We start from the raw sequence: 15,215 nt of genomic DNA, 5'->3' as shown, positions 1-15,215 counted from the left end.
GCTCTGTGTGAATCGATGAGAAAGCGCTTACCATTCGTTAGCATTAAATCGAAAATCGTGATTATCTGTCTAACGGTCATCATCGTGCCGATCTTAGCGATGACGGTCATCTCCTATTTCTCTTCCCAAAATCAATTGGAACGGAAGTATACGGAATTATTGATGGAGGTCGCCAAACAGACGAATATCCGCATTGACGAGTATTTTAAGGAGATTGAGAAGATTTCGCTGGTAACGACTTTTGGAATGAACAACCCGGATCATCCAACAGAGAAAATTTACCCGATCCAAGTGTTTCTTCGTAACGACAGCGAACAGAATAAAAATGAAGTCTATGGCATGCTGATGAACTACATCATGATGAAAGATCAAGAAATCTCCATCTATGTATACAATCTGAACGGCGGGCAGGATCTGATTGTTGGTACCAATCAGCCTTATAACTACCGTTATCGTCCGACTGAAGAAGAGTGGTTTCAATCTCTTCAGGTTTCCACCAGTAAAATGATGATCCTTGATACTCACATCGACAGACAGACTCAAAATAACACTTTGGCCATCTCGCATGTCCGCAAGATTTTGGATACGGACAGCGGGACTCTGCTTGGCTTCATGGTCGTTAGTATTGATCTTGACGTCATTGAGATTGCCAGCAATCGGCTGCAAGAGTCGTTGCGGAAGCGATTCACCATTGTGGACGAATCGGACAACATCATATATAACAATGATTTCTCGTTAATCGGCCAGAAATTTTCAGAGACGATTCGGCCTAACCGGACGGATCATCTTATGGTCGCCAGCCGATTTGAACGTCAACGATGGACGACCTATCTCTATATGCCGAAGAAAGAGCTCTCGGCGGAGGGAAGTCTATTGCGACACAACCTATACTTGCTGGCTACGCTGATGTTAATCTTCCTCGCGATCGTTTCCATTCTATTATCTACTGTGATTACACATCCCCTAAAAAAACTGATGAGAAATATCCTGCTGGTCGAGAAGGGGCAATTTGACCAGGTGCAAGAGATTCGTTCTCGTGACGAAATCGGACATCTATCTACTCGGTTTCAAAGAATGTCCCATGAATTAAAACGGCTTGTCGAACGGATCCAGCAAGAGGAGAAGGACAAGGCTACCGCCGAAATACGCGCGTTGCAGTCCCAGATCAATCCTCATTTTCTATACAATACCCTGGGATCTGTGAAATGGATTGCCTCCATGCAGCAAGCGAACAAAATCGTGGAGATGACGGATGCGCTTATCGAGATGCTGTTTTATGCCGCCCGTTCCGAAGACGCATTGGTTACGGTTCGCCAGGAACTGGATAACCTGCGCAATTATATGATCATCCAGAAAGTACGCTACTACAACCGAATACGACTGGAAATCCAAGCGGACGAGGATACCCTCGATGAACGCATTCCAAAGCTGATTCTTCAGCCGTTGGTGGAGAATGCGATTTTCCACGGGTTGGCATGGAAAGAGGAGAGCGGTACCATCACGATCAACGTCGAGCGTTCGGGCAACGATATCTCGATCACCATTCAAGACAATGGCGTCGGTATGGACGATGAAACACTCCATTCTCTTACTGATTCACTGGCCTATGCGGAGAAGGAGGAAGCCCAAAATATTGGACTTTATAATGTGATGCGGCGTCTTAAGCTTCATTATGGAGAGAATCATGGATTTGAGTTGAAGAGCAAGTGGGGGGAAGGCACCACCATCCGCATGGTTCTTCCGAATTTAACGTAAGATCTGGCCTCCATGACTGCGGGTTAGGCGGAATAACACTTTTTTTACTTTGCTTATATCATTTTTACTTCTTTCAAAATCTTTGAGTGGTTCTGCGCACAAGACGTAAAGAATCTAACATCAATAAGTCATTTTCGTTGATTTCTTGCGGTCTGACGCTTCTTCTACAATATAGGCGAAAGTATTCCATACTCATGAGGGGGGCAAGTATGAACAGAAAGCTAGTTTCCGTTTTATTATCCTTATCTTTTGTTCTTGTACTGGTTTCGGCCTGCAGTAATTCTACAAATTCGAGTCAACCTGCTGTCAATGGAGAAGAACCTAAACAGGCAACAAATGAAAAAGGGGAAGTCGATTATGCATTTGGCTCCTACGAAGAAACGGTCACCCTTCATACCGTTCGTGCCGAATATGCTTCTGCGCAATTTCCTGATGGCGATGATATGACCAAGAACATCTGGACGCGAGCGTATAAAGAGCGCTTCAATATTGACGTCGTAACGGATTGGGTAACCGACGAGTATGATACGAAATTAAATTTGGCGATATCCTCCAAGAAGCTTCCCGATGTGTTCCATGTCAATCCGACTCAATTGCAGCAATTGATTAAGGCGGATATGATCATGGATCTAACCGAAGTGTTCAATAAGTATGCCTCGGATCGTGTAAAAAGCTATATGGAAGCCGATCGCTCCAGTTATGAATCGGGAATGAAAGACGGCAAATTATACGGGATTCCTCAGATGCATTGGGGGATCATTGATCAGCCGGATTACATCTGGATTCGCAATGACTGGAAAGAAGAACTTGGTTTGCCGGACCCGAAGACGATCGACGACCTTAAGAATATCGCCCTTAAATTTAAAGAAGCCTATGGCGGATTCGGCATGGCCGTGGATCAGACGCTCGATTATTTGAATCTTCTGGCCGTCGGTTGGGGGGCTCACCCAGATATGTGGATCCCGGGCGAAGACGGGAAACTGGTATACGGAACAATTCAACCCGAGATGAAGAACGCCCTGGCTGATTGGGCGGAATGGTACAAACTGGGCATCATTGATCCGGAATTCGCCATTAAAGACTTTAGCGCTATGAACGCAGGTGTGGTGTCAGGCAAGGCAGGCATACAACCTTATTATCAATGGTGGGGATATAACCCTGGTGTAGACGTCGTCACCAACTTGGGCAAAGAGGCGGTTTTTTATCCGTACAATATTCCAACCGTCGACGGGAAGCCAGCCACGCATTCCATTTTCTTTGCCAACGGAGTTTATACGGTAGTTAATAAGAACTGCAAAAATCCCGAAGCGGTTATCAAATTACTCAACTTCTACGCCTACATGCTGGATGAAGGAGCACAGAATGAGGATCCCGAAACCTTATCTGCCTTTTTGGATAATGATATTGCTCACGTTACCGGGGCATTCAAAATTATTAACCCGGAAACCGACTATACCCAGTTCGAGCATGTGAGTGAAGCGCTGAAAACCAACGACACGAGCAAATTCACGACAAGCGGGATGTGGCAGAAGTATAACAACAGCGTAGAGTTCAAGAAAAACGGAACTCCAGCGGCTACAGGTGATTATCTTCAACAAGGCAGCCCGAAGCCAGCGTACGGTCTTGCCAAGTCTATTCTTGACAACGAACAATATATCAAGACCGCGTTGTGGGGCGCTCCGCCTGAGGTGCTCATCAAGTATGGATCGACCTTGGATGACATCCTCACGGAAGGCTTTACCAAAATTATCATGGGCGCAGAAAGCATTGATTATTTCGATAAGGTAGTTGAAAACTGGCGGACAGCCGGCGGTAACGAAGTAACTGAGGCCGTTAACGAAATGTACGGGCAATGAACGGAGGATCAAATCATGCTCAACAAATTATGGCGGCAGCGAGCCTTCCATCTCATGCTCATCCCGGGAGTGGTTCTGGTTTTTATTTTCAGCTATCTTCCCTTTTACGGATTAATTATTTCCTTTCAGGACTATAATCCTGGACTAGGTTTCAACTCCCCTTGGGTCGGCATGGAGAATTTTCACCACGTCTTTCAACAGCCGAATTTTATAAGAACGATCTGGAATACCCTGTACATGTCCATCTTCAAAATTATCGGCGGCATTGTCGTCCCCGTTATCTTTGCATTGCTGCTGAATGAAGTAGCTCATACGTTTATTAAACGAACGTTTCAAACGTTGGTTTATTTGCCGAACTTCCTGTCGTGGGTGATCATGGCGGGTATCATGATTGACATTCTGAGCTCGGAAGGGATTGTCAATTCGTTTCTCGGCTTATTCGGGGTGGGCCCTATCTCTTTTCTAGGTAGTCCCTCCATCTTTCCTTGGACCATGATTGTGACGGATATCTGGAAGGGATTTGGGTTTGGAACCGTCGTTTATTTAGCGGCCTTAACAAGCATTGACCCTGGTTTGTACGAGGCTGCGGTCATGGATGGAGCGAGACGTTGGAAGCAAACGCTCTATATCACCTTGCCGTTGCTTGCGCCTACCATCGTGCTCATGTCCGTATTATCCCTGAGTAATGTACTGAACGCAGGGTTTGACCAGATATTTAACCTGTATTCCCCGGCTGTATATGAATCCGGCGACATTATCGACACTTATGTATATCGCCTCGGAATCCAGCAAGCGCAATATTCCGTGGGAACCGCAGTAGGTTTATTTAAATCGGTTGTTTCCTGCGTGATGGTCGCCTTGTCCTATTTCTTGGCGGATCGGGTTGCCGGTTATCGAATCTTTTAGCGGGGAAAAGGAGGCAATTCTATGATATTAGACCGCAGTCCGGGACGTAGGCTGTTTCAAGCGGTAAACTACTTGATCCTCATATTAACATCGCTGCTTTGTATTCTGCCCTTCGTGAACCTGCTTGCTGTCTCTTTCAGCGGCAGTGCTGCTGTCTCGGCGGGGGAAGTCGCCTTTTGGCCGGTTGATTTCAATACAAAGGCATATGCGTTTGCGATCAAAGGCGGGGAGTTTTTTCAAGCCTTGTGGGTATCTGTCCAGCGCGTCCTATTAGGGACGCTTGTGAATCTTGTATTAATGGTGCTTACCGCTTACCCTCTGTCCAAATCCAAAGAGAAAGTAGCGGGGCGCGGGCTCTATATGGGATTTTTTGTGATCACCATGCTGTTTAACGGAGGGCTTATTCCGAATTATCTGATCGTTGTCAAAGCGGGGCTGATCGATTCCATTTGGTCTTTAATTCTGCCGGGGGCGCTTCCAGTTTTCAGCATGATTATATTGATGAACTTCATTCGGGGCTTGCCGGAAGAGATCGAGGAATCGGCCACTATCGATGGGGCGGGGCCTTTGCAAATTCTGATTCGAATTCTAATGCCAGTCTTAAAGCCGGCGCTGGCCACCGTCGGATTATTTAGCATCGTCGGTCATTGGAACTCTTGGTTCGACGGCATCATCTATATGAACGACACCGCCAATTACCCTCTGCAAAGCTATTTACAGACGCTGTTGCTGAATTTCGAGCAAATTATGCAGCGATCCAACAACGATTATACACAGCTCTTGGCGATGATGAATGTAAGAACGGGACGCGCCGCTCAACTCTTCCTGGGAGCACTTCCTATTTTGGCCGTTTATCCTTTCTTACAGAAATACTTTACGAGCGGCCTTGTCCTCGGCAGTGTGAAGGCATGATGAACAAGGGGGAGTGTTCGTCAATCTAGACAGTATCGACGAGGAATGGTCAAGAACCCCAGAGGCTAAGATGAAAGTCATCTAAGCCCTTGGGTTCTTGTTATTTCTGTTTTTAATCGTTCAAACCATTCCAGGTTAACCAAGTGATGGGCTCGGGAGTTTTCGTTCATGAGGCGGAAGTAATCGAGAGTGCCCGGAATCTCCTGCGTGCTGGACAGGTATTCATCCAAAAGTGCAATTCGGGATTTGGTCTGATCGATTTGCGACTGGATCAGCTCTAGCAGCTTGTCTTTGTCATATTCATCAGCAAACAGAAGCGCTCCATAAAATTGCAGGTTCACATATTCCGATTTGGTGCCGTATTGGACCATTAACTTTTCGAACTCTGCCCTTCCGGAGGGGGTGATTTTGTAGTTTCGCGTTTCGCGTCTGCTGGTTGTGGACTCTTGCTGGATCTGTTCAATCCAACCTTTCTCTTCAAGCTGCTGCAGATTGTAATAAAACGACCCCTTGGTGAAATTAACGATGTACTTGTAATGGCGTTGTTCCATGAGGGCTAGCAGCTCGTAGCCGTGAGCGCCGGGATTCTGGATCAGTAAGCCAAGGATCAGTAAGGGGATCAAGGCATCATCACCTTCGCCATCCTTGCTTCAAATTCCGCGTAGGTGATTTTACCCAATGCCAAATCCATGCTATGGAGGTAAATCAGTTCGTTTTTCGAATAATTACGCTCCACGTTCAGCGACTGCTCTTCTCCCGGAAGGGGCTCCAGGACATGACGTTTTTTCGAAAAAGCCTCAAAATACCGGTAGCCAAATTTACGCTGCGAAACCGCATTGATATGAATCCCATCCGGATTCGCGGTTAATTCCGCTGCCGTTACAAAATAACAATTTGGATGCGTGTTGGCATAACGCTGTAATTGCTCATTCACTTGTTGATATTCCGTCGCGTGCTGTCCAAACCCGGTTTTTCCTAAGAAATCCCCAAGCCCGCCAAGGATCAGCGGCACTTCATCATCCAGATTTAACTCGTTTCTCAAGGTCTCGATGATCAAGGCGAATTTCTCGTAGTAGGTTTCATGAAGTGAACCATAACTATCACTTTCTCCCTGATGCCAAAGAATCCCGCAGATTTGACTGGACTGCTGAGCGAAGCGGGCTTCGGATAAGGCATGCTGAAACAGGGTGCCTTCTGGATGCCAATCCTTCAAGGAGCTGCCTCCTTCCGCACAAGGAATCAACCCGATTTCCTCATCGGGATGGGCCTTCGACCAGGCATCAGCAAAGGATGCCGCCAGGCTTACGCCAGCGACCGGACGGTCGTAATTGATTGGCTCCGTCATCATCTGCCACTGCCCGTTGCGCAGCATTTTGATTTTCTCATTATAGATCGGATCGACTTCATGCAAAAATCCACGACCCGCCATATTCGACTGACCTAACATTAAAAATGACTTGATCATCAGTTTAACTCCTTTATCTCATATCAATAGTCTAATTAGACTATTGATAGCTTATAACAGACTTGGGCAATAGTCAAATGAATGTGGGATGTGAAGTTCTGCAATTGGCATTAAGAGCTTGCCTTTTTCTCGGTGAAGACCAAGTCCTCCCATGCTTCATCAGACAACTTCTCCATTTACGGAAAATATGTCTATCTGGAGAACGGGGATTGCAACCATAGCATTGCAGATACGGGCGCGCTGGAGCGGTTCTTGCTTTCGGTTGGAAAATAAAATCGAAGAGAAGATCGCCTTTTTGAGGCGCCTTCTTTGTGCTTTAAGGATTGCAGAATGGGAAAAAATTGAAGTAAAATGGAAGCAAATCTGAGGCGGGTTGAATGATTCAGTAATATGCTTTGAGGGAGGCACTCTCAATGAAAAAAGCACTAAAACTCTTCCTGATGTTTTCCGTGATCTTACTTTGCTTGGTTCAACCTGTATCGGCTGCGACCAGCACGGTGAAGCTCAAGGTGACGCTAGTCCGCGTGGAACTGGTGGAAAACAATCACGTGGGTAACGAGTGGTATACCACGGCATCGGTGAATGGCAAAGAGATCGAAGAAGGCTCAAGTGTTACTTTGAAACTTAAATCATCGGAGAGCCTAAAGTTAAAGGCGTATGCGGAAGAGCAGGACAAAATCCCCGAGAGCGGCTCGGCTAACGCAACGGTGAAAGTGTCCTCGGTGACCAAGGACATCACCAAGTCACTTAAGGTAAAGGTCACCGAAAATCGAGGCCGATATTCCGGGAATACAGCGGAATGGAAATTTACGTTTAAGGTGCAAAAGTCAAAATAAATCAAGGAGAAGGGCCTATCCAACAGTCGGAAAGGCCCTTCTTCCTGCGCTTGGCGTGCCATCAAGCCCGCTCCGCCACCCGCCATCGCTCCGCGCTGCGCGGGTTCTTCTTGTAATCGTTGGGCGTGACGCCGACCTCTTGCTTGAACAGCTTGGAGAAGTAGGAGTAGTTGGCATAGCCAACTTGGTTGGCGACAGCGTACACGGACAGTTTGGTCGTTTCGAGCAGCTGCTTGGCGACGGAGATCCGGACTCGGATGATGTAACTACCCAGCGAAATCCCCGTTTCTTTCTTGAATAAACGGGCGAGGTAATCCGGGTTGAGGTAGACAACCTCCGCGAGATCGTTCCGGGTCAGCTCATCTCCGTAATGGGCGTGGATGTACTGCTTGATCTCTTCAGCAACGGATTTCGGTTCCGCCGCAAAATCCCGATAAGCCATGGCTGTATTCACCAAGTAAGTGACATACTCCTGCATGTCTTCGATCGAATGGAGTGACTGCGCCAACAGCTGCTCATTGGCCCGTGCCGCATATAATTTGTGCGCTTCGATTCCTTTTAACTTTAAGAAGGCGTAGACGAGTTGCACAATATCCAGACGGAACAAGGCGAGGCTGGAAGTGTCCAGCGTTTTGCGGTCCAAGCAGTCGCGAAGGTATCTCGCCGTCTCGGCAAGGAACGAAGCCGAATCGTTCTGATGAAGCAGCTCCTCCAGACGGGTCAGGTTCGGGGGATGATATACTGGTTGCTTTTTCAAATCATCGCGCTCTGCCCAATAGGTTCGGTTGCGGGTTTTGGTTAAGCTCTCGTTCATCATCAGCAGCTGGTGCAGCGCGTGGCCAATTCGTTCCAGCTGATCGGAGAGGCCCACTAAGCAGCAAGCATCACAATGCAAATAGGCGTTGGCTCGGCGAATCCCTTCAGAGCACAATTCCGCAAGTACGCTGGGGTTCGGCGGAGCATTCCACTTGAGGATAGCCATCCATTGATGCTCTTTCACCTCCAGGATCGTCTCGGCGGTAAACTGCGAATGATGCAGCAGCTCGCTCATTACATTCCCAAGGGCAAAATCGAACAGTCCTTTTTCCTCCCGCCCCAAGCTGCCGCTATATGGGAATACGTGAATCAGCACCGGCTGGAGGATATCGGACGGAAGGTAGGCAAGCTGCTGATCTTCCACCGCCTGAATCACCGCTGCCGGCTTAAGTGGGGCGGTAAGGCTTGCGCTCACCAGCTTACGCCAGAAATATTCCAAGAGATTGGCCTGATTTCGCTGCCACAGTACCCCTTCTTGCATCGCCTTCTCCCGCTGCTGTTGTTCCTCGGCTCGGGCGATCGCCTTACGAAGGATCAGCATCAGCTTATCGAACTCGATGGGCTTCAAGAAGTACTCGAAGCTCTGCAGCTCAATCGCTTTCTGCGCATAATTGAAATCCGCATAGTTCGTCAGGAAGATCGCCTGAACGTTGTAATTCTCTTCCCGAATCCAGGCGAGCAGCTCCAGCCCGCTCCCCTGCGGCATCTCGATGTCAGAGATCAGGATTTGTATCGGGTACTGTTGCAGGATGTCGCGAGCTAGGGCGACGTTGTTTGCGGTATAGAGCTTATCAATGCCCAGCGCCTTCCATTCGATTTTCTTCTCTAAAGCAGCGACAACATAAACATCGTCATCCACAACTAATGCGTTCATACTGCCACGCTCCTGTTCATCCCAACTTCTGCTGGGAGGGATAAGATCACACATGCACCGCCGCTCTCCCGATTGGAGAATGATACGGCAGCATCCCCGTTGTAGAGAGACTCCAAACGCTTCAGCGTATTCATGATTCCGATATGGTTGCCAGCGGATTGATCCAAGGGGGTGCCGTTCTGCAGACACTCCAGAATTTCCGGTGGAAATCCGGGCCCGGTATCGGTAATTTGGATCGTCATGCGATCCTCGCTCCTCGCACGCTCCCATCGCACCGAGAGCGCGATGTGTACTTGTGAAATCCGGGACACCGCATATTTAACGGCATTTTCCACAAAAGTCTGCAGGACGAGCGGCGGGATTCGCACCTCCTCAGCCCAATCTTCCTCCGCATCGATCGAATAGACCAGTGCATCAGGATAGCGGTGCTTCTGAATATCTAGATAAATCCGCACATGCTCAATTTCGTCTCTTAACTTTACGAAATTCCTGTTGTTCTGAAAGATGTAACGGAAATACCGCGAGGTGGACAAAGCCATCTGCTCGATTTCCCGGTACAGCTGCATTTGCGCCATGCTATAGATATTCGTCAGGCAATTCAGGAAAAAATGCGGATTAATCTGCAGCTTCATATAATCCAATTGGATCCGCTGCTTCTCCAGTTCCCGTTCGTACAAGTCGATTTTAAACTTCTTGATCTGGTCGACCAGGTTCATGAATTGTTTATTGGCTCTTTCCAGCTCGACGATCTTACTGCTCTCGAAGGCCAGCACCTCCCCTTCCTCCGTCCAAAACGCCAGATTATAGGAGAAGCTCTTGATCGGTAGAAGGACTTTGTTGCGGAAATAGAGCAGGATGAATCCCAGGCTGCAGGTGATCATGACCGCGAGCAGAAGAATTAGCAGCTGGGCGATCATGATTTTCTCGAAGGTTCCAAACTGGATGACCAGCTTGACGTGAAAAGTCGCGTCCGTGAACTCCCCATTCACCGTCGTTCCGCCCTTGAATAAGTTCTGAAAAAATGAGGAGCGTCGATCCTCATCCATCCATGCGCCGTTATTGGAGATGGGGCTGGTTAAGGCCTGACCGCGATCATCCACCAGGGAGACATACCCGTTCTTGCCGAGATTCAGTTCACGTAAAGGACGAATCAGTTGATCTGCTGACACCAGGCTGATCATGTAGCTGTCGTGATACGGGACGATGTTGGTAATATAGTGCCTGCCGTTAATTTCAACGGGAGTCCACTTGGAGTAAATTTTCTCGTAAACGTCCCGGCCCGCTTCTACGTTAGCAACAACCTGTTCCTTCAGCTCCAAGTAATCTGAATACGGGATGCTGATTGGCGCGCAGTTAAGGAAGAAATCCTGGTTCTTTAAATACACGAAGAAATTGTATTCCTGGCCGTAGTTTTTTTGCAGCTCATTAAAGCGCTTGTGCAGATTTTCATTCCCCTCAAAAAACTCCACGCTGTTCATCGGGTGATCGTTCATCGCCTGCAAGTTCTCATCGTTCGCCAGCGTCCAGCCCGTATAGTGGTTGATATAAGCGAAATCGTGGTTGATCCGGTTGATGTATAAATCCGCGGTATCCTGCAGAAAACGCGTGGATTGCTGCTTGACGATCGATACCGCAGATAAGCTGATGACAAAATCCAGGATCAGGATGATGAAGGAGATCAGAAACATGAAGTTAACGTAGTGACGAATCGGATATGGTTTGTTTTTCGCGGTGTTAGCCATGGCCCCCTCGCCTCTTCCTGCCGATACTAGCTTGTGTTTCAGTGTGAACACCTTTATGAATGCGCTGTCAAAGGTATTAACCCTATTATAAATCCTTCCTTTAGAAAAAGAAGACCGAATCCCATCCACACCAACGGAAAGTCCGGAAAGCGTCAAATCAAGTCTGGATTCCGTTATTCCCTTCGGCCGCTGGTTAAGGGGACAGGCTTCGGGCCCATGGGAGCCGGCGAGCAAAAGTCCGTTTACTGCCGAGTTTGAGTCCGATAAACGCACCAGGCTGGGCACTATACTGAAGACATGAAGCCGCCGGACATACGAAAGGCGTGACTAGGAGTTTAGACGATCAAGAAGGAGGGGATGTCATGAAATCCGGCGCAGTGGGCCTAAGGCGGACGCTTGGACAAATCAAAAGAAACCGGGGACTGTACTTGCTGCTGTTGCCTGCGGTGGTGCTGACGCTGTTATTCGCGTACAAACCGATGTACGGCGTGGTCATTGCGTTCAAGGATTATAGCCCGGCGCTTGGCATTGACGGTAGTCCTTGGGTGGGGTTCAAGCATTTTGAGAAATTTTTTCATTCGTATCAATTTTCGACGACGATTAAGAACACCATCATTATCAGCTTATACAGTATCGCCACGTTTCCGATTCCGATTGGGCTGGCCTTGATGGTCAATCAGATGCGGCCGAACCGGTTCCGACGTTTTTTTCAAACCGTCTCGTATATGCCGCATTTCATTTCTACCGTCGTCATGGTCGGGTTGATGCTGATTCTGCTCTCTCCGAGCACCGGACTGGTCGGCAATTTGTACAAACTGTTCGGCGGAGATGCACCTGATTTGATCGGTTCTGCCGGTTGGTTCAGCAGCATCTACGTCTGGTCGGACGTGTGGCAGCATGTTGGATGGGACAGCATCATCTACATTGCTGCGTTGTCTACAGTTGATCCCAGCTTGTACGAGGCGGCTACCGTTGATGGAGCCAGCCGCTGGCACAAAATCCGCTACATCGATATTCCGATGCTGATGCCGACGGCGATCACGCTGCTCATTTTGCGGGTTGGCGGTCTGCTGGGCGTTGGATTCGAGAAGGTCTATCTAATGCAAAACGACCTGAACATTACCGCAAGTGAAATCTTGTCCACGTACATCTACAAGATCGGCCTGCTGAGCAGCCAGTACAGCTTCTCCTCGGCGGTCAACCTGTTTAACACGGTCATTAACTTCCTGCTGCTGATTCTGGTGAACCAGATCTCCAAGAAATACAGCGAGAACAGCCTGTGGTAGGGAAGGGGGGAGAAGGAGATGAAAATGGAGACAGCCCATTCAGCAACAAATCCAGCCGTGCAGCCAATTAACAATCGATCTTCCGACAGAGTGATGGAAGTGCTGCTTTATGTCTTTGCGGTGCTGTTTCTGATTGTGTTAATTTACCCGCTTTATTTTATCGTTATCGCTTCTTTCAGCGACCCGTCAGCGGTAGCGAACGGGCAGGTGTGGTTTGTTCCCAAGGGGTTTACCCTGGATGGCTATAAGGAGCTGCTGAAGCACGAAAACATTTGGATCGGCTATCGAAACACGATATTGTATACGGTAGTAGGCACGGCCATTGGCCTGATCGTGAACGTGTCAGCGGCGTACGCGTTGTCGCGGAAGGATCTGGTCGGACGGAAGTTCCTTTCGTTTTTTTTCATCTTTACGATGTTTTTCAGCGGCGGACTCATTCCAACCTTCCTGACGATCCGGGATTTCCATCTGTACGATACGTTTTTGGTGATGGTCTTGCCGTTTTCCGTGATCGTGTACGATATCATCGTTGCAAGGACGTTCTTTCAGTCGAGCATTCCCGAGGATTTGTGGGAGGCGGCGCAAATTGACGGCTGCGGCAATCTCCGTTATTTCGCCCAGATCGTGCTGCCGCTGTCCAAGGCGATCATCGCCGTGCTGGGGCTATGGATCGCGGTTGGTTACTGGAACTCTTACTTCAATGCTTTGATTTATTTAAAAAATCCGGACCTGCATCCCCTGCAGCTGATCCTGCGCAACATCCTGATCACAAACCAGATGCAGTCCGGCATGGGGACCGGGGAAGCAGCCCAAATCGCGCTTCGGCTCGCCAATCTGATGCGCTACTCCGTCATTATTATCGCCACCGTCCCGATCATGTGCGTGTATCCCTTCCTGCAGAAATATTTCAATCAGGGGGTGATGATCGGAGCGGTCAAAAGCTAATTGGACACCGTAAGGCATGGTACAATCAAAGAATGGGGGAACGAGCAATGAGCAAACAAACAGGCAGATTCACGGTAAAAAAATGGACCGCGCTGATTCTTGCGGGAGCGCTCGCCTTTGGCCTCGCAGGGTGCGGCGGCGGTAAATCCGCGGATTCCGGAAGTCCGGCGCCAAGCGATACGAGCCTTTTTAATAAAGAGGGGCTGCCGATTGTCAATGAACCGGTCACGCTGAAAGTGTTAACGATGCGTTGGGGAAACATGGGCGATACGTTTACCCAGAATCAGTGGCTGAAGGATTTGGAGAAGAGTACGAACGTCAAAATTGAATGGCAGGTCGTATCCTCCAACGATTGGAACGAACAAAAGTCGATTATGCTGGCCAGCGGTACGCTGCCGGATATTATTTTGGGCGACCAGACGTTCTCCGACTCCGATATCGTGAATAACTTAAGTTACTTCCGTCCACTGGACGAGTACATTGATCAATACATGCCGAACCTCAAAGCCGCAATGGCCGAGACACCGGAGCTGAAGAAGATCAGTACGTTCCCGGATGGCAAAATCTATTCCTTGCCAACCCGGTTGCCGTCGCGTCCAAAAACGAAAAACCAGCCGGTCATCAACAAGGCTTGGCTGGATAAATTGGGACTCCAAGTGCCGGACACGATTGATGATCTATACAACGTGTTGAAAGCGTTTAAGGAGCAGGATCCGAACGGCAACGGGAAAGCGGACGAAATTCCGTATACCGAAACCGGGTTGGCCCCGGATTTCCTGAATCCATTTGGCATTACCGACATCAACGCCAATAACATGTTGGTGAAGGATGGCAAACCGGTGTTCTATCCAACCAGCGAGGAGTACAAGGAAGGCTTGAAATTCGCCCATAAGCTGTATGCGGAAGGCCTGATCGACAAAGAGTTGTTCACCCAGGATGCCACGATGACGTCGGCGAAACAGCAGAATGCGGATGCTCCGATCGTCGGATTTACGAACCAGTGGACGCCGGACGCGGTGTTTGGCAAATGGAGTGATCAGTATGTCGCCATTCCGCCTATCGCAGGTCCCGACGGGAAGCGTTACAATCCGGGGAATCCGAACGGCATGAGTTTTAACCGCAACGAGTTGTTGATTACGACGTCCTGCAAATATCCGGAAGTGGCCGCCCGCTGGGCCGACCAGTTCTATACCAACGAAGCGAGCATCCAGAACTTCTGGGGCGCGATTGGCACGGTCATTCAGAAGAATGACGATGGCACCTACACCTTGATGGATCCGCCGGCCGGCACCAGCGCGGACGCATGGTACTGGGAGCAATCGCTGCGGGATTTCGGACCGAAATACGTCAGCCCTTCCTTCGAGAAGAACATCGTGCTTAACCCGAAAGCTGGCGACGGCCTGAAGCTGGAGATTGACAAAATGGGCAGCGAATACGTGACTACGCCATTCCCGAATGTCATGTATACGGCCGAGGAGTTCCAGGAGCTCCCGACCCTGACCACGGACATCGACACTTATGTTTCGACGATGCGCGCCCAGTGGGTAACGAAAGGGGGCATCGACGAAGGCTGGGACGCTTACGTAAAGAAGCTGAACGACATGGGCCTGGAGAAGCTGATGAAAATCCGCACCGACGCCTACGACCGTTACATGAGCGTGAAATAACATCTTAATCGCCAAGGAACCGTCCTGTACATGGATTGCAGGGCGGTTTTGTATTCTTTAGGGATGACGGGATGATCCCATGCAGGTATGGATACCCGCGGCGGAGAATATAGCATTATGTGTCCGTTGATGCAATAAGCAAAAAGGAGGAGCCC

General features: G+C 49.0%; 12 protein-coding genes. 8 read left to right on the top strand and 4 right to left on the bottom strand.

The genetic code is table 11. The features are described 5' to 3' along the window. The first annotated feature begins 15 nt into the window (after positions 1–15). The 4 genes from NSQ80_RS16765 (at position 16) to NSQ80_RS16750 (ending at position 5,429) form a co-directional block, all read left to right on the top strand. Positions 16–1,755 (top strand): sensor histidine kinase, encoded by a 1,740-nt coding sequence (locus NSQ80_RS16765; protein ID WP_339300002.1) that lies wholly within the window; start codon positions 16–18, stop codon positions 1,753–1,755. Positions 1,756–1,964: 209 nt separating this feature from the next. Next, positions 1,965–3,611 carry an extracellular solute-binding protein gene (locus NSQ80_RS16760; protein ID WP_339300000.1) on the top strand — a complete coding sequence of 549 codons (1,647 nt, stop codon included), beginning with the start codon at positions 1,965–1,967 and terminating at the stop codon, positions 3,609–3,611. A 15-nt stretch (positions 3,612–3,626) separates the two neighbouring features. After that, on the top strand, positions 3,627–4,517 hold the full coding sequence (locus tag NSQ80_RS16755) for an ABC transporter permease subunit (protein ID WP_028538635.1): 891 nt from the start codon (positions 3,627–3,629) through the stop codon (positions 4,515–4,517). A 21-nt stretch (positions 4,518–4,538) separates the two neighbouring features. Beyond that, positions 4,539–5,429, top strand: a complete 891-nt coding sequence (locus NSQ80_RS16750) for a carbohydrate ABC transporter permease (RefSeq protein ID WP_316010251.1) — start codon at positions 4,539–4,541, stop codon at positions 5,427–5,429. Positions 5,430–5,506: 77 nt separating this feature from the next. Here NSQ80_RS16750 and NSQ80_RS16745 read toward each other — a convergent pair whose 3' ends face one another. After that, a complete protein-coding gene (locus NSQ80_RS16745) occupies positions 5,507–6,052 on the bottom strand; it encodes a helix-turn-helix transcriptional regulator (protein ID WP_339299994.1) in 546 nt (181 codons plus the stop codon). Continuing rightward, positions 6,049–6,894, bottom strand: coding sequence for a sialate O-acetylesterase (locus tag NSQ80_RS16740; RefSeq protein ID WP_339299992.1), 846 nt, complete (start codon positions 6,892–6,894; stop codon positions 6,049–6,051). Before NSQ80_RS16740 ends, NSQ80_RS16745 begins: the two co-directional genes overlap by 4 nt. Positions 6,895–7,307: 413 nt before the next feature. Here NSQ80_RS16740 and NSQ80_RS16735 point away from each other — a divergent pair, with 413 nt between their 5' ends. Then, positions 7,308–7,730, top strand: coding sequence for a hypothetical protein (locus NSQ80_RS16735; RefSeq protein ID WP_085279853.1), 423 nt, complete (start codon positions 7,308–7,310; stop codon positions 7,728–7,730). Positions 7,731–7,791: 61 nt separating this feature from the next. On the opposite strand, the gene NSQ80_RS16730 is transcribed toward NSQ80_RS16735, so the two are convergent. Together NSQ80_RS16730 and NSQ80_RS16725 are read right to left on the bottom strand one after the other, a co-directional pair. Further along, the gene (locus NSQ80_RS16730; protein WP_028538637.1) at positions 7,792–9,420 is read right to left on the bottom strand and encodes a helix-turn-helix domain-containing protein; all 1,629 of its coding nucleotides are present in this window, start codon (positions 9,418–9,420) and stop codon (positions 7,792–7,794) included. Next, on the bottom strand, positions 9,417–11,162 hold the full coding sequence (locus tag NSQ80_RS16725; RefSeq protein WP_339299988.1) for a histidine kinase: 1,746 nt from the start codon (positions 11,160–11,162) through the stop codon (positions 9,417–9,419). The genes NSQ80_RS16730 and NSQ80_RS16725 overlap by 4 nt, the downstream gene beginning before the upstream one ends. A 362-nt stretch (positions 11,163–11,524) precedes the next feature. Between NSQ80_RS16725 and NSQ80_RS16720 the strand changes: the two genes are divergently transcribed. From NSQ80_RS16720 to NSQ80_RS16710, 3 genes are read left to right on the top strand one after another with little or no spacing between them, the layout of a single operon-like run. Further along, positions 11,525–12,448, top strand: a complete 924-nt coding sequence (locus NSQ80_RS16720) for an ABC transporter permease subunit (protein ID WP_009225056.1) — start codon at positions 11,525–11,527, stop codon at positions 12,446–12,448. Positions 12,449–12,466: 18 nt separating this feature from the next. Continuing rightward, a complete protein-coding gene (locus NSQ80_RS16715; protein WP_339299985.1) occupies positions 12,467–13,393 on the top strand; it encodes a carbohydrate ABC transporter permease in 927 nt (308 codons plus the stop codon). Between the two features lie 47 nt (positions 13,394–13,440). Continuing rightward, the gene (locus NSQ80_RS16710) at positions 13,441–15,060 is read left to right on the top strand and encodes an extracellular solute-binding protein (protein ID WP_339299983.1); all 1,620 of its coding nucleotides are present in this window, start codon (positions 13,441–13,443) and stop codon (positions 15,058–15,060) included. The last annotated feature ends 155 nt before the right edge of the window (positions 15,061–15,215 follow it).

It is taken from the genome of Paenibacillus sp. FSL K6-2441, from assembly GCF_037964765.1.
Classification (GTDB): domain Bacteria; phylum Bacillota; class Bacilli; order Paenibacillales; family Paenibacillaceae; genus Fontibacillus; species Fontibacillus phoenicis.
Note: the sequence above shows the minus strand (reverse complement) of the source record. Positions and strands in the feature narration are given on the sequence as shown.

Coding starts and splice junctions, on each gene's coding strand:
- NSQ80_RS16765 (WP_339300002.1), top strand. CDS start 16: ATGAGAAAGCGCTTACCATTCGTTAGCATTAAATCGAAAATCGTGATT.
- NSQ80_RS16760 (WP_339300000.1), top strand. CDS start 1,965: ATGAACAGAAAGCTAGTTTCCGTTTTATTATCCTTATCTTTTGTTCTT.
- NSQ80_RS16755 (WP_028538635.1), top strand. CDS start 3,627: ATGCTCAACAAATTATGGCGGCAGCGAGCCTTCCATCTCATGCTCATC.
- NSQ80_RS16750 (WP_316010251.1), top strand. CDS start 4,539: ATGATATTAGACCGCAGTCCGGGACGTAGGCTGTTTCAAGCGGTAAAC.
- NSQ80_RS16740 (WP_339299992.1), bottom strand. CDS start 6,894: ATGATCAAGTCATTTTTAATGTTAGGTCAGTCGAATATGGCGGGTCGT.
- NSQ80_RS16735 (WP_085279853.1), top strand. CDS start 7,308: ATGAAAAAAGCACTAAAACTCTTCCTGATGTTTTCCGTGATCTTACTT.
- NSQ80_RS16730 (WP_028538637.1), bottom strand. CDS start 9,420: ATGAACGCATTAGTTGTGGATGACGATGTTTATGTTGTCGCTGCTTTA.
- NSQ80_RS16725 (WP_339299988.1), bottom strand. CDS start 11,162: ATGGCTAACACCGCGAAAAACAAACCATATCCGATTCGTCACTACGTT.
- NSQ80_RS16720 (WP_009225056.1), top strand. CDS start 11,525: ATGAAATCCGGCGCAGTGGGCCTAAGGCGGACGCTTGGACAAATCAAA.
- NSQ80_RS16715 (WP_339299985.1), top strand. CDS start 12,467: ATGAAAATGGAGACAGCCCATTCAGCAACAAATCCAGCCGTGCAGCCA.
- NSQ80_RS16710 (WP_339299983.1), top strand. CDS start 13,441: ATGAGCAAACAAACAGGCAGATTCACGGTAAAAAAATGGACCGCGCTG.